Source organism: Demequina sediminis (genome assembly GCF_039545075.1).
In the GTDB taxonomy this organism is placed as follows: Bacteria; Actinomycetota; Actinomycetes; order Actinomycetales; family Demequinaceae; genus Demequina; species Demequina sediminis.
The window spans coordinates 174221-188336 of record NZ_BAABRR010000002.1; the positions used below are offsets into that span (position 1 = coordinate 174221).

General features: G+C 73.5%; 8 protein-coding genes and 1 pseudogene. All 9 read right to left on the reverse strand.

What is annotated here, in order from left to right; all coding sequences use genetic code 11:
* Positions 1-10 precede the first annotated feature (10 nt).
* The 9 genes and pseudogenes from ABEA62_RS02845 to ABEA62_RS02885 all read right to left on the reverse strand — a co-directional run bounded on the left by ABEA62_RS02845 (position 11) and on the right by ABEA62_RS02885 (position 14096).
* Positions 11-4132: a hypothetical protein gene (locus ABEA62_RS02845; RefSeq protein ID WP_345378461.1), complete on the reverse strand. Its 4122-nt coding sequence runs from the start codon at positions 4130-4132 to the stop codon at positions 11-13.
* A gap of 220 nt (positions 4133-4352) precedes the next feature.
* Positions 4353-5705: an MFS transporter gene (locus ABEA62_RS02850; RefSeq protein WP_286214062.1), complete on the reverse strand. Its 1353-nt coding sequence runs from the start codon at positions 5703-5705 to the stop codon at positions 4353-4355.
* Positions 5706-5834: 129 nt separating this feature from the next.
* Positions 5835-6707, reverse strand: a complete 873-nt coding sequence (locus ABEA62_RS02855; RefSeq protein ID WP_286216728.1) for an NAD(P)/FAD-dependent oxidoreductase — start codon at positions 6705-6707, stop codon at positions 5835-5837.
* Positions 6708-6755: 48 nt separating this feature from the next.
* A pseudogene (locus ABEA62_RS02860) lies at positions 6756-7604 on the reverse strand (NADH:flavin oxidoreductase); the annotation flags it as partial.
* Positions 7605-7619: 15 nt separating this feature from the next.
* Positions 7620-7760 (reverse strand): hypothetical protein, encoded by a 141-nt coding sequence (locus ABEA62_RS02865; RefSeq protein WP_286214063.1) that lies wholly within the window; start codon positions 7758-7760, stop codon positions 7620-7622.
* Between the two features lie 333 nt (positions 7761-8093).
* Positions 8094-9368 (reverse strand): ROK family protein, encoded by a 1275-nt coding sequence (locus ABEA62_RS02870; protein WP_286214064.1) that lies wholly within the window; start codon positions 9366-9368, stop codon positions 8094-8096.
* Positions 9369-9394: 26 nt separating this feature from the next.
* Positions 9395-10558, reverse strand: a complete 1164-nt coding sequence (locus ABEA62_RS02875) for a cytochrome P450 (protein WP_286214065.1) — start codon at positions 10556-10558, stop codon at positions 9395-9397.
* A gap of 23 nt (positions 10559-10581) precedes the next feature.
* Positions 10582-12873 carry a heavy metal translocating P-type ATPase gene (locus tag ABEA62_RS02880; RefSeq protein ID WP_345378467.1) on the reverse strand — a complete coding sequence of 764 codons (2292 nt, stop codon included), beginning with the start codon at positions 12871-12873 and terminating at the stop codon, positions 10582-10584.
* Positions 12870-14096, reverse strand: a complete 1227-nt coding sequence (locus ABEA62_RS02885) for a lycopene cyclase family protein (protein WP_286214067.1) — start codon at positions 14094-14096, stop codon at positions 12870-12872. The genes ABEA62_RS02880 and ABEA62_RS02885 overlap by 4 nt, the downstream gene beginning before the upstream one ends.
* Between the last annotated feature and the right edge of the window lie 20 nt (positions 14097-14116).

Sequence of the window (14116 nt, forward strand, 5' to 3'; positions counted from 1 at the left end):
CGGCGCGCGCTCACCAGTGCGGCGGGCGCTCCCGCTTGATCTCGTCGTCACGGCTCGATCCGCCGTGTCCACCTCCCCAGCCCTCGTCGAGGTCCTCGCGCGAGCGCGTAGGGATCAGCGGGCGGCCCGTGCCCTGCCCGGCGGGTCGCAGCGGCGGGGGTGAGGGAAGGGACGATGCCTGGGTCGCCTCCGGTTCCGTCGCGGCGGGCGCGGCGTGCTCGGTCTCGAGTTCCAATTCCTCCTGCACGTCCTCCATGTCCTGCTCCTTCTCCTGGGTCGCCGACCGCTCCCGGGTCTCGACCTTGTCCGCAAGGATCTGCTCCGCGAGCAAGACCGAGATCCCCAGGGTGACGTCGGGGGCCTCGGCGGTAGCCGCGGGTGCGGCCGCGGGCTCGTCCGTGGCGACCCCGGCATCGTCCGCCCGCAGCGCGGGAATCGCGCCGGTGACGTCCGAGACGGCGTCCAGGTCGAACACCTCCTGAGCCGGCACCCTGACCGCGGAGGTCTCGACGCCCAGGTCGAGGCTGGGCTGCTCCCACACGAGGGGCTCGTGATATCCCTCGACCGCGTCGATGATCGACGCCACGGCGACCTCGGGATCCATGAAGACGTCGAGCGTCCACAGGGACACGACGCTCCAGCCGAGTGCCTCGAGGCCCGCGTACTGGTGGCGCATGCGGTCGCGCACACTCGCGGTGCCCACGCGCGCCGCCTCGTCGGTCACGACCGCGACCTTGTAGCCGCGATCGTGGCGACCGCCCACGACCAGCGGGATCGCGTCGGCTCCCGACCCGTAGCGCACGTGGACGGCGTAGCCGGCGGCGCGCAGCCGCGCCGCGACGTCGGCAAGCAGCCAGTCCCCCGGCGCGGGCTCGGGGCGCTCCGGCGGCACGGGCGCCGCGCGCTCCGCGAGTAGCAGCTCGCGCAGGCCCTCGACGCCGTCGGCGTCGCCACCCTCCGCGATCGCCGCCAGCTGGTCCTCGTCGAGGGCGCTGACCACGGTGAGGCGTTCGTGGCTGGCCACGATCCCCTGCGCGAGGGCGTGGGCTCCGCCCTCCTCGGACAGCACCCCGAGCCGCGCGGGCAGCGTGCCACGCGTATCGCACGCGTAGCCCAGCGTGAGGATCACCTCGTCGGCGTCGATTCCGGCGGCGTTGCCGAGAGTGACCACGGCGACCGACTCCGCGAGCCGTGCCCCCCGCTCGTCGAGAGCGTCGCGCAGCCGCGCCGCGTGGAGCTCGTTGCCCGCGACGATCACGAGGTCGCGCCGCGGCATCGCGTGGACCACGCGGTCGGCGTGGTCGAGCACCGCGGTGACCTCGGCGCGCGTGGACTCGACGGTGCGCTCCCCCGCCACCGGGGTCCCCGTCGCCTCGACCCGGATCACGCGCAGCGCATCGGGCTCACCCGCCGAGGGCAGCGAGCTGAGCGAGCGACCGTACGCGAGAGCGCCGAGCACCCCCGTGACGCGCGGGTCGCGCGGCTGCGGAAGAGCGTGCAGCGGCACGCGCGGGAGGAGGTGGGCGAACACGGCCACGGCGCTGCGGGTCGCGGACTCGGCGTCGCCGATCACCACCACCTGGCGCGCGCGGGCGAGCGTCGGAACCGTCTCGGCGAGCGCCAGCGACTCGGACGCGAAGACCACGGCGAGGTCGACGCAGCGCGAGGGTGGGGCGAGCCGCGACACCTGCTCGGCCGTCGCGACCGTGATGGGGCGCAGCGCGCTCACGAGCGGCTGGAAGTCTCTCCACAGGTCACGGTACGGGGCGTCAGCTCCCTCGACGAGCGTCGCGAACAGGTCCCGCGCGAAGTCGGGGTGGCGTGCGACGGCGATCCGCCTGCGCTCGGCGGCGGCGCGCATGAGCGGCCCCACGCGCGCGGCACCGAACTCGTGATCGCGGCGCAGGAAGCGCTCGACCACGCGACCCAGCGCGCCTTCCTCGGTGAGCCGGGGCTCCGCCGACACGATCGCGTCGAAGGCCGAGGCCCACCACGCGAACTCAAGGTCGCGTCGCACCTGCTCGGGCGACGCGTCGCGCGCGCGCAGCTCCGCGAGTAGCGTGCCCAGCCCTGCGGACTCGAGATCGCGCTCGACGGGCACCTCCTCGGCGGCCTCGAGCGTGCCTGGCACGCCCTCCGCCAGGCGCTCGAGCACCTCGCGCACGCGGTCCCACGGCTGATCGAGGAGGTCCTCCTCGCCCGCGACGCGCGTCACGGGCTCGGCGATCCTGCCCCACAGGCGGAGCACGCTGTCGATGCGGTCCGCGTACAGGTCGAAGTCGTTGGGCACCACGGGCCAGCCGCCGGCCGAGCAGTGCGCGCGCCAGCGCAGCGCCTGCGCGTGCGCCGCCACCAGGTGCTCGTGGAGGGAGTCCTTCGAGCGCCCAGGCCGCAGCAACTCGACCGCGCGGCGCCGGAGCGCGCGGCGGTCGCGGCGAGCAAGCTCACCCGCCTGCGGCGAGCCAGGAGGCGCTGTCGCGGCGACGAGGTCGTGCAGCGAGCGGTGAAACACCGCGGGCGAGAAGATCTCGAGGGTCTCGCGCAGATCCGTGAACAGCCCGACCTGGTCGGCCCACGCGGCGATCGTGGGGGGCTCATCCATGCCGGTCTCGTGCGCGGCGGCCTGCGCCTCGGCGCGCATCTTAGGAAGGTGGCGCACCACGAGCGTCGCGAGCGCCTCGTCGAGGCGAGCGCCCTCCGCGGGATCGTCCGTGACCTCGGACCACCAGGGGACGAGCGTCACCTCGGGCTCGGCGACGCGCGGCGCGGCCTCCTCCTCCGCCGGCGCGGCGGGGCGCAGCCGCTCGACCATCGCATGCGCGACGGACGCGAACCCATGCTCGGCGACCAGCGCGGCGGCCTCGCCGCCCAGCCGCTGCTGAGTCGCCGGCGCGGGCGACGTGGAGATGAGCCTCACGACGGCCTGGACGGCCTCGTAGGCGCTCACGTCCCAGGGACGATGCGAGCGGTGGAGCGCGTCGAAGCGCGCCTGCAGCTCGTGGCGGGCCGCCAGCAGGTCCTCCCCGCCGCGGCGGAGCGAGTCGTCGTCGACCTCGTCGACGCCCATCGTCATCGACGTGAGCAGGCGTCGCCTCGCGACCTCGTTCCACGACGCGACTGCGCCGGACACGTACGCGTCGGACACCCCCACCTTGTCGAGGCGCTTCGCGAGCGCGCGCACGGACTGCTCCGTGCCTCCCACGGCCATGACCGCACGACCCGACGCGGCGGCATCGGCCACGATCGCGGCGACCGTGCCCAGCGGATCCGCGCCCGGAGGCGCCTGCAGGAAGACCGAGCGCCCGGTCGCGATGAGGTCGAGCGCCGCGAACTCGATGTCGTCGAGGTCGCCCACGCCGCGTTCGGCGAACGGATCGCGGTCGCCCAGCGGGAAAGCGGGCAACGGCTGCGCGAGGAGGGCCTGCGCGTCACGATCGCCCGCGGTCGCGGCGAGGATGTCGGAGGCCCCGATCACGGCGTCCATCTCGTCGAGGTCGTCGAGGAGGCGCTGCTCGGGGTCGTCGAACGCGCCCACGAAGAGCCTGTCGACCACCTCGATGTCGGGGAATGCCGTGTCCAGCTCGCGGACGCGCTGCCACAGGGGCCGCGGATCGAACTCGACGCCGGGTCCCGCCTGCGGGGCGAGGCCCGCGAGACCCTCGCCGACGCCGCGCGCGCGGGCCTCGGTGAGGAACACCGGGTTGACCGCGACCTCGTCGAGCATCGTCAGCAGGACGTCGCCCTGGCGGGCGGGTTCGAAGTGCACGGGCCGCATGAGCAGCGGGAGCTCGCGGCGGCGGTCGTGCTCGGTCCACGACACGGTGCCGATCACCATGGCCGCGGTCCACACCCCCGTCGCGGCCTTGACGCGGTCGGCGCCCTCGCGGATCATGCGGATCCGGTGCAGCGCCTGCGCGTAGTGCTCGGGATCGCGCAGCAGCGAGGCGAGCGAGGCGGGCCGTCCCGCGAAGAGCGGAGCGAGGCCACCGGGGTGGGAGCCGCGCAGGTCGACAGTGGTCGCCTCGCTCAGGGCGAGGTCGCGCAGCGGAGAGACGCTCGCGAGCTGCTGCAGCTGCTCTCTCCACTCCTGAAGGGCCTCCGCCACGAGGGCGCGCCCGATGTAGTCGACCACTGTCCTACGGTAACGGTTCGGTCACGGCGCCCCTCCACACCACGCCGCCCGCGACCGCCGCATCGTCCCCCATCGGAAGCCCTCGCGGAGCCTGCCCGGACAAAGAGACAGTGCGCGCCGACTTGTGCAGCCGACACGCACTGTTGGCCTGATTGTGGGCCGCACCCCGCCCCCGCGTCAAACCGGCCGAGAGACCGGATGTGAACGCCACCATGGGAGGTCAGCGACGCCGGCGCAGCACCTCGCGCAGCGGGGGCACGTGAATGCCGTCGCGGGCCATGTCGGCGCGCGCGAGGCGGCGGTTGCGCAGCACTCCCGCGAGCCCCAGCGCCCACGGAATCGCGAGCGTCGCGAACGCGATCCGGTACTGGTCGAGCGTGTACGTGTCCGCGCCGGGAGGCGACACCAGCTGGAGCGTCACGCCGACGAGCAGGATCGACACGATGGTCGCGACAAATCCACCGATGTTCACGAATCCGGTCGCGGTTCCCAGCCGCTCCTCGGGGCTGAACGTTCGGGCGTAGTCCATCGCGATGAGCGACACGGGCCCGCCCGCCCCGATCACGGCCATGAAGAGGCACAGCTGCCACAGCGGGCGCGGCGTCGACGGGCCCAGCAGGGCGAGCCATGCGAGAGCGGTCGCGACGGCGGACGCGAGCACGAGCCAGCTGCGGCGCAACGGATGCCGGGCGGTGTAGATGCCCGCGAGGGGACCCGCCGCCATCTTGGCGAGCGTCACGACCGTGAGCAGCAGGCTCGCCTCCGCGGCGGACCGGCCCTGCGCCGTCACGAAGAACGGCACGCCCCACAGCAGCGCCATGGTGTTCGCGGAGAACAGCGACAGGAAGTGCGTCCAGAAGCCCAGCCGCGTGCCAGCGGGCCGGGTGGCCGCGCGGATCGCGGGCAGCAGCGGCTCGACCTGGCGAGGGGACGATGCCGTGGCGGAGGGCGCGCGCGCCGGCACGCCCGCCGCGGCGAGGGCCGCGAGTCCCAACGTCACCGCGGCGAGGGTCGCGAAGGCCACGGTCCAGCCCTGTTCGCGCAGCAGCCAGGCGACGGGCACCGCGGTGGCGAGCTGACCCGCCTGCCCCGCGAAGCCGGTCACCTGCACCAGCAGCGGGACGCGCCGCGCGGGGAACCACTGCGGGATGAGCCGACACGCGGAGATGAAGATGGGGGCGTCGCCCGCGCCGATCAGCACGCGCGCGAGGATCGCGAGGGGCAGGCTCGTCGTCACGGCAAGCAGTGCGGTGCCCGCCGCAATGAGCACCGCGCCGCCGATCATGACGCGGCGCGGCCCCCACCGATCGAGCAGTGCGCCCGCGGGGAGCTGCAGCGCCGCGTACGTCGCGATCTGCGCGACCGCGAGAATCGACAGCCACGTGGCCTCGATCCCGAATCGCTCGATCGCCTCGACGCCGGCGACACCCAGGGCCGTGCGGTTGACGACCGCGACGAAGTACAGCGCGATGCCTGCGAACAGCACGGCCCACGCGGCGCGGGCGCGCGCGCGATCAGGTGATGCGGCATCCGGGCGCGCGGCGGTCACGGTTCCTCCCTCGGTTGCGGTCACGCTACGGGCGTGGCGCGGCCTTCGCGCCGGACCTCGGACCCAGGGATGGCGTGCGGCAGGGCCGCACGACCACCGCGAGACGGGACGATGCGCGGGCGGGTGACCCGCGCATCGTCCCCCTGCGGTGGGCTACAGCGCGAACGCGGCCTCGAAGCCGGCGTTGATCGCGTCGCCCACCTTGGCGGGACGGACGCAGTCGCCGATAGCGACCACGCCCTCCCGGTCCGCGAGCGCCTCGACCAGGCGGGTGGCCGGCCGGACGCCGAATGCGGAGACCACCGTGTCGGCGGCGATGTGAACGGGCCCGTCGGGGCCGCCCACGGTCACGCCGGTGGGGTCCACCGCGGTCACGGTGTGGCCGGTCAGGAGGGTGATCCCGGCCTCCGCGAGGTCGCGCATGAGGGTGATGCGGTTGATCATCAGGAGGTCGGCGGCGATGCCGTCGGCCATCTCGACGATCGTGACGTCGTGGCCGTCCTGGGCAGCCTCGAGAGCGAAGTCGGCGCCCGACAGCCCGCCGCCGCACACGACGATCCGGTGGCCGAGTTCCGCGCCCAGGTGGGCGTCGATCACGTCCACCACGTGCTCGCCGTCGAGGCCAGGGATGGGCGGGGTGAGCGGGGTCGAGCCGGTCGCGAGGATCACCGCATCCGCGCCGTCGAGCTCGGGCGAGTCCGGGGCGATCTCGACGCCGGTGTGCACCGTCACGGGCAGGTCCCTCAGCTGGCGCTCCCACCAGAAGATCATCGAGCGCAGTTCCTTCTTGAACTCCGGGGTTGCGGCGGGCCACAGCACGCCTCCCAGCTGCTCGCCCTTCTCGTACACGTCAACCGTGTGCCCGCGCAGGGCGGCGACCCGCGCCGCCTCGAGGCCGGCCGGGCCGGCGCCCACGATCGCGACGCGCTTGCTCGCAGGCGCGGGGGTGAGGACGCGCTCGCGCTCGTAGCCGACCGCCGGGTTGACCGCGCATCCGAGGGGCTTGCCGACGAACGCGTTGCCCACGCACAGCTGGTTGCAGCGGATGCACGGGCGGATGTCCTCGCGGCGGCCCTCGGCGAGCTTGAGCGCCCACTCGGGATCCGCGATGAGGGCGCGGCCGATTCCGGCGAACTCCATCTCGCCCGCGGCGATCGCCGCCTCGGCGCGCTCGGGGGTGAGGTTGCCGCAGCCGAGCACGGGGATGGACAGCACCTCCTTCATGGCCGCCGCGGCGCCCATCATGCAGTTGTCGCCCAGGTAGTAGGGCGGGAAGACATAGTCCATGGCCTCGTACGAGCCCTCGTCCGCCATCATGAGGTCGAGGCCGGCCGACTCGAGCACGCGCGCGATCTGCTTCGAGTCCTCGGGCGTGCGCCCGCCCTCGTAGCGGTGGTCAACGCTGAGCCGGAAGCTCACGGGCAGGCCCGGCGCCCCCTCCTTGACGGCGGCGATGATCTCCGTCGCGAAACGGCAGCGGTTCTCGACGGAGCCGCCGTACTGGTCCTCGCGGCGGTTCCACTGGGGGGACATGAACTGGTCGATCAGGTAGCCGGTGTGGCCGTGGATGTCGATCGCGTCGATGCCAGCGGCCTTGCAGCGGGCCGCGGCCTCCCTGAAGCGCTGCACGATCACGGCGATCTCGTCCACCTCGAGCGCGCGGCACACGACTCCAGGAACGAGCCAGTGGGGGTTGTCGGACGCGGAGATCGGCGGACGCGCGGGGTCGACGTTGTTGATGTTGCGCCCCAGTCCCGCGGTGAGCTGGACCGAGATCGCGCCGCCGTGCGCGTGCACGGCCTCGGCGAGCTTGGTGAGTCCAGGAATCGCGGCGTCGGAGTCGACGCGGCCGAGCCCCTCGTTGATGACCTCGTAGTCGTCGGTCACGGCATTGATGCCCGTCACGACCAGCCCCGCGCCACCCTTGGCGCGCTCGGCTTAGTAGGCGATCTCGCGGTCCGTGAGGTGGCCGTCGTGGTCACCCATCGCGGTGCCCATCGGGACCATGATGACGCGGTTGCGCAGCTCAAGGTCGCCGATTCGACCGGGCTGCAGGACGTGGGAAAAGGCGGTCGACATCGTTGGCTCCTTCGGATGGGGGACAGTCCATCCACTAATGAGCGTATGTCTATTAGATGGTGGCGCCGCGGGACGAAGGTCACCCTGCGCCCACTCGCGGCTCCGCCACACAAGCCCACTCGCGGCTCCGCCACACCGCGCCCACTCGCGGCTCCGCCACACCGCGCCCACTCGCGGCTCCGCCACACCGCGCCCACTCGCGGCTCCGCCACACAAGCCCCCCCTGCATCGGCCCTCAACCGCCCTCTTGGGCGCGACACGCCGGCGACACGCCGAGGCCCGTGTGGCGGAGCCGCGAAATCGTGTGGCGGAGCCGCGCAGGTGAGGAGGCGGCTAGGAGGCCGGCGGCACCAGGGTCGGGTCGTCGAACAGCGGCAGCAGCCCGTGTCGCGCGGCACCCACGAGGCCCGCGCGCCTGCCGAGTCGGCCGGACTCGACGGCCACGGGCGCGAGCTTCTCGGTGCGCGGAGCGAGCTGCATCTGGATGCCGGGCTCGATCCAGCGCCTCATGCCCGCCAGGTATCCGCCCAGCACCAGCGTGGTGGGGTTGATGACGTCATAGACCGAGCGCATTCCCGCGCCCAGGATGTCGCCCGCGCGCAGCGCGACGTCGACCGCGCGCTTCTCCCCGCGGGTCAGTCGCGCGCGGAATTCATCCATGGCCGCCTGACGGCCCGCGAGCTGCGCGTGATCCACGAGCCGCGCCGACGTCAACAGCGCGTCCGGGCCGATGTACGCCGACAGGCAACCGTTCGCTCCGCAGTGGCACGGCCGCCCGCGCCAATCGACCGTGACGTGACCCAGTTCGCCGCCAAAACCGCGACCGCCGGTGAGAATGCGCCCGTCCGCGATCACGCCGCCGCCCACTCCTGCCGCGATGCTGGCCTCGACATAGAGCATGACGCCCGGACGCGGCAACGGCAGCGCGAAGTGCTCCGCGAGCGCGGCGGCGTTCGAGTCGTTGATCACCTCGAGCGGCAGCTCCGAGGGCACCCCTGCGGCGCGGATGAGCTCGACGAGCTCAAGGTGACCCCACCCGAACTCGACCGAGTCCGCGATCCGGTTCTCGTGGCTCACGGGCCCGGGGACCGTCACGACACACGCGAGGAGCAGCCCGCCGTGATCCGCGGCGATGCCCTCGGCGCGCGCCACGAGGCCGGCGACGGCGTGCGCGACATCGCCCGGTTGACCCCATGCGAGCGTCACGGAGCGCGAGGCAGAGTCGAGCAGCACCCCGGCACTCGAGTGCACCTCCGCGGTCACCCGGGTGCGTTCGATGCGGACCGCCAGCGCCAGGCATCGGTCGGGCACCTGCTCGACCATGACGCGCGGGCGCCCGCGGCCGCGCGCCTCGGCGCCGCCGCCGCGCACGTCGCGCACCAGCCGCCTGCCCGAGAGATCGGCCAGCAGATTGGTGACCGAGGCGGCCACCAGCCCGGTCGACTGCTCGATGTCCTTGCGCGTGAGGCTGCCGTGGTCACGCAGCATGCGCATGACGATGCCCAGATTGTGCGCACGCAGCGTGTGAGGATCGGCGGCGGCGGACGCGTCGAGGTGTGCGCCGACTCGGGCCGCGGCGCCGCGGCCGGACTCCGGCACGATTCCCATGGTGTGCAAGGGTACGCGCGCGCGGCTCACCTCAAGACGAGCGGCGCCTCCTCGAACCCGCCGAGCGGCGGCATGGAGCGGACGCGAGTCCGCTCGGAATCGACCGCGATCTCCGAGGTGCGTGCGAGCACCTCGCGCACCAGGACCCGTAGTTCGAGGGTCGCGAGGGGCCGTCCCGGACAGACGTGAGGGCCGATGCCGTAGACCAGATTGGCGTCGCGGTTCGCCTTGGGGGCGAAGGCGTCGGGATCGCCGAACGCCGCGGGGTCACGGTTGGCCGCGGTCCAGTTGACGATGACCACGTCTCCCGCGGCGATCTCGTGTCCGGCGAGCGACGTGTCGACGCTCGCGCGCCTCCTGTTCGCGAGGAACGGGTCATCGATGCGCAGGATCTCGTCGAGGATCGCGTCACCTTCGGCGTCGGAGACTCCCGACCGGAGGCGCGACTGAAGTGGTGGGTGGTCCGCGATGTACGTGAGGATCACTCCCGCGCAGAGCGCCATGGACCCGAGGTCGCCGCCGGTGAAGTTGCGCAGGATCGACGTGACCTCGGGATCCGTGAGTGGCTCACCCTCCACGCGCACGCGCAGCAACTCGGTGGTGACGTCGTCCGGGGCATCGGTGCCAGCAGCGCGGCGCTCCGCGGTGAGGCGCGTGATGATCGCATCGAAGCGCTCGGCCACGGCAGCCGTGCGCCTCGTGTCCCTGGACCGGGTCGCGGCGTGGTTGTCGGCCATCCACGCGAGGAGCTCCTCCTCGAGGTCGGCGGGCCAGCCCAGCCACGCGCACTGCGCGCGGACCGCGAAGCGCGCCCCCAAAGCGACCGCGTCGACGCGAGCGGGCAGCGCGATCTCAGCGACCAGCGCGCTCGCGACGCGCGCGATGCGCGGCTCGAGGTCACGCATGCGCGCCGCCTCGAAGAGCGGGTCGATGGCGCGCCGCACCGCGGCGTGGCGAGGGCCGTCGAGGCCGTTGGGCACCTGCAGGAAGCGCGACACCGCGTTCGAGTACAGGTCGGAGCGCGACGCGACCTCCACGGCGGCTGCGTGACCAAAGACCGTCCACCCGCCACCCACGCGCGGCGCGACCGGGCATCGTCCACGCGCCTCGTCATAGACGTCGCGCGGGTCCCTCCCCTCGGTGGCGAGATGCGGGTCCCACGGCTCGTGTTCGAGATGACGGTGCGGCATCTCGCCATCCTGCCACCGTGCCGTCACGCCGAGCCCACCGGCACCAGGCTGAACGCGCCCTCGTCCTCCTGGGCGTTGTGGAGCTTCAGCACGGCATACAGCCCGTACAGCATGCGCCGCAGCTCGACCACGTCCTCCGCGGTCGCGCCGCCGTCGACGGTGTCGAGGAGCCGTCTGACGCGCGCGACCTGGTGTTCGATCTCGGCATGCGTGCGGCTGAGCGCAGCGACGGCCTCCGTGGAACCGAGCGCGCGCGCGACCACGGGCACCAGCCGCTCCTCGTCCGCGCGTTCGTGCGGCAGCAGGTCGCTCTCGAGGGACGCGACCAACGCGCGGGCGTCGCCGAGATCGGGCCTCGCGCTCGTCAGGGCATCCGCCACGCTCGCGACGCTCTCGACGAGCGGCGCCAGGGAGTCGTGCTCGACGCGCAGCGAAGCGAGGGTCGCACGGTCCTCGGGAGACAGCACGATCGAATGCATGCGCGTGGGCACCACCGCGCGCAATGCGATCGCGATCGCGAGCAGGTCGATTGCCTCCTGGAGGGCGGCACCCGCGGTCGGCGACAGGTATCCCAGCGCCGCGGCGATCATCGCCACCAGCGACAGCCCCATGCCGACGGCGACGGCCTGCAGCGCGATTCGGCGTGAGCGACGCGCGATCAGCATCGCGTCGGCGAGCGCGTCGACACGATCGACGGTCAGCACCACATCCGCGGCCTCCGACGAGGCGGTGGATCCGCGGGCGGCGAGGGCGACGCCCACGTCGGCCGCCGCGAGCGCGGGGGCATCGTTGATGCCGTCCCCCACCATGACGGTCGAGCCGTGTGCCGCCTCTCGCTCAAGCGCGGCGAGCTTGTCCGCCGGCGTGCATTCGGCGAGCACCGCGTCGACCGCCACGATGCGTCCCACCATCGCCGCGACGTCGTCGCGGTCTCCCGTCGCGAGCACGATGCGCGAGACCCCCACGGCGCGCAGCGCACGCACCATGCGGGGCGCGTCGGGGCGAATGGGGTCGTGCAGGAGCAGCGCCGCCGCGACACGGCCGTCGAGTTCGACGAGCGCCGACATCGACCCGTCCAGGTCGGCCCGCCTGCGCACCTGGCGCGTCCACGCGTCGGGGCGCTCCCCCACGATCCACGACGGCCGACCCACGCGCACGCGCCGCCCGTCGACCGTGCCCGCGACGCCCTGGCCGTGAATCTCCTCGGCCGCCTCGGGCAGCTCGAGCGCGAGGCCGCGCGCACGCGCCGCCTCGACGATCGGACCCGCGAGCACGTGGGCGCTCACCTGCTCGAGCGAGGCCGCGAGGCGCAACGCCTCGTCGGCCGTCGCCTCACGCACGAGCACGTCGGTGAGCGTCGGGCGGCCCCGCGTGAGCGTTCCCGTCTTGTCGAAGACGACGACGCGCGCCCGCGCGAGTCGCTCGAGCGCGCCGCCACCCTTGATCACCACGCCCATCCGTGCCGCTCGCGACAGGCCGGACACGATCGCGATGGGGGCGGCGAGCAGCAGCGGGCACGGCGTCGCGACCACGAGCACCGCGACCGCCCGCACGGGATCGCCCGCGGCCCACCACGCGACACACGCGAGCACGAGCGTCAGCGGAACGAACGCGATTGCCCAGCGATCCGCGGCGCGCACGAACGGAGCGGAGGACGCCTGCGCCTGCTCCACGAGGCGCACCAGCGCCGCATAGGTCGACGTGGACGCCGTCGTGGTCGTGACGATCTCCACCGGCGCGCCGACATTGACCACTCCCGAGCGCACGTCGTCACCCGCGGGACGCGCGACGGGCATCGGCTCACCCGTGAGCGCGGCCTCGTCGAATGTCGAGGCGCTCACGACGCGCCCGTCGACGGGCACCACCTCGCCGGGGCGCACCAGCAGGCGTTCCCCGACCCCGACATCGTCCACCGACACGTCGACGATGCCGCCGGGCGTGACGCGTCGCGCGGTGCGCGGCGCGCGCGCGGTGAGCAGGCTCAGCTCGCGACGCGCGCGGGCGTCCGCGCGTGCCTCCAGGACCTGACCCGTGGCGAGCATGAGGGTGATGATCGCGCCAGCGAGGGGCTCGTCGACCCACAGCGCCCCCGCGAGCGCGAGCACGGCGATGACATCGACCGTGGGGCGGCGGTGGCGGGCGGCGTCCACGGTCGCCGCGAGAGCGAAGGCGAGCCCCAGCAGGGCTCCCGCGATCCACGCCGAGCGCGCCGCTCCGGAGAGCCCCGCCCACCACGCGAGCCCTCCCCCGGCCAGCAGCGAGGCCGAGGTGACCAGCACGATCATCTCGAGGTGGCGCCTGAACCAGCGGCTCATCTGTCCACGGTAGGACGGCGACGCCGGCTCGCGGTGGGACGAAGGTCGCTCACCTGTGCGCGCGCGAAGCGCAGCAACGGCAGCGAGGCGAAGATCCGCACGTGGTCGGCGAGGCTCGCCTCGCCGTCGAGGAAGCGCAGCGTGCGGGCCGGCGGGTGAGCCGTGAGCATCGCGGCGAAGGCCTCGCGCACGGCGTCGGGATCCGCGCGGATCACCCGCAGCAGCGCGGCGTCGAGCAGCCGAGGCCAGCGCTCGGGCGCCGCGGCGCGACGAGGGTCGCGTTCGGCCACGAGCCGCCGCGCGATCCCCTCGCTGTGGCGCTGGATGCGCGCAAACGCGTAGCCCGTGCTCGCGCGCACCATTCCGGCACGCGCCCCGATGGGGACGATGCCCCCGCCGGGTCGGGCGGACGCGTGGGCGACGAGCGGGATGAGGCCCTCCTCGCGACCCGTGACGCGCGCGTCGGGCAGGGCGAGAGTGTCGCGCAGATACGTGGCGAGCTCGGCCTCGTGGCCGCCGCGAACCCGCCCGCGCGCGCCAGGGTGGACGAAGACGGTGCGCTCGACCAGCGCCGTCCGCGGCGACGACGGCAGCACGTAGACGAAGGCGACGCCGTCACGCTGGCCGGTGCGGAAGTCCATGAGGGTCACCGCGTCCCCATCGAACACGTCCCGATCGGATTCGACGTGGAGTCCCAGGAAGTCGAGATGAGGGGCCGACCGCGGATCGACCCGGGTGGCGCCGGGGCCCACGCTGTCGAAGACCCACGGCGCCCGCAGGCGCGTCACGCCGCCCCGCGGCATGTCGACGGTCACGACCCCGGCATCGTCCTCCTGCGCGATCCCGAGCGCGCGCCCGGCGACCCGCACGCCGCCGTCCAGCTCGGCCAGCGCGGCCTGCGCCGCCTCGGCGAGCGCGAAGCCGGTGATCGAGAGATACGTGTGGGGAGCGAGAGGGGCGTGGCGACGCCACGTGGGACCGGCCGCCTCAAGGTGGTGGAAGCGAGCGGTGGCGTGTGCGTCGAGCAGGCCCGCTCCGCGACCCCACCACGCCCACGACCGGTGTGCGTGCGGGTGGTCACCGTCGTCGACGATCGCGAGCCGCCCGCGCCAGCCGGCGTGTGCGAGATGGCACACGAGCGACAACCCCGCGGCGCCGCCTCCGACGATCACGGCGTCGAAAGACTCGGCGTCGACGGCATCGGCGTGGTCGCGTGACGTCACCGCCGTCTCCCCCCGGTCGC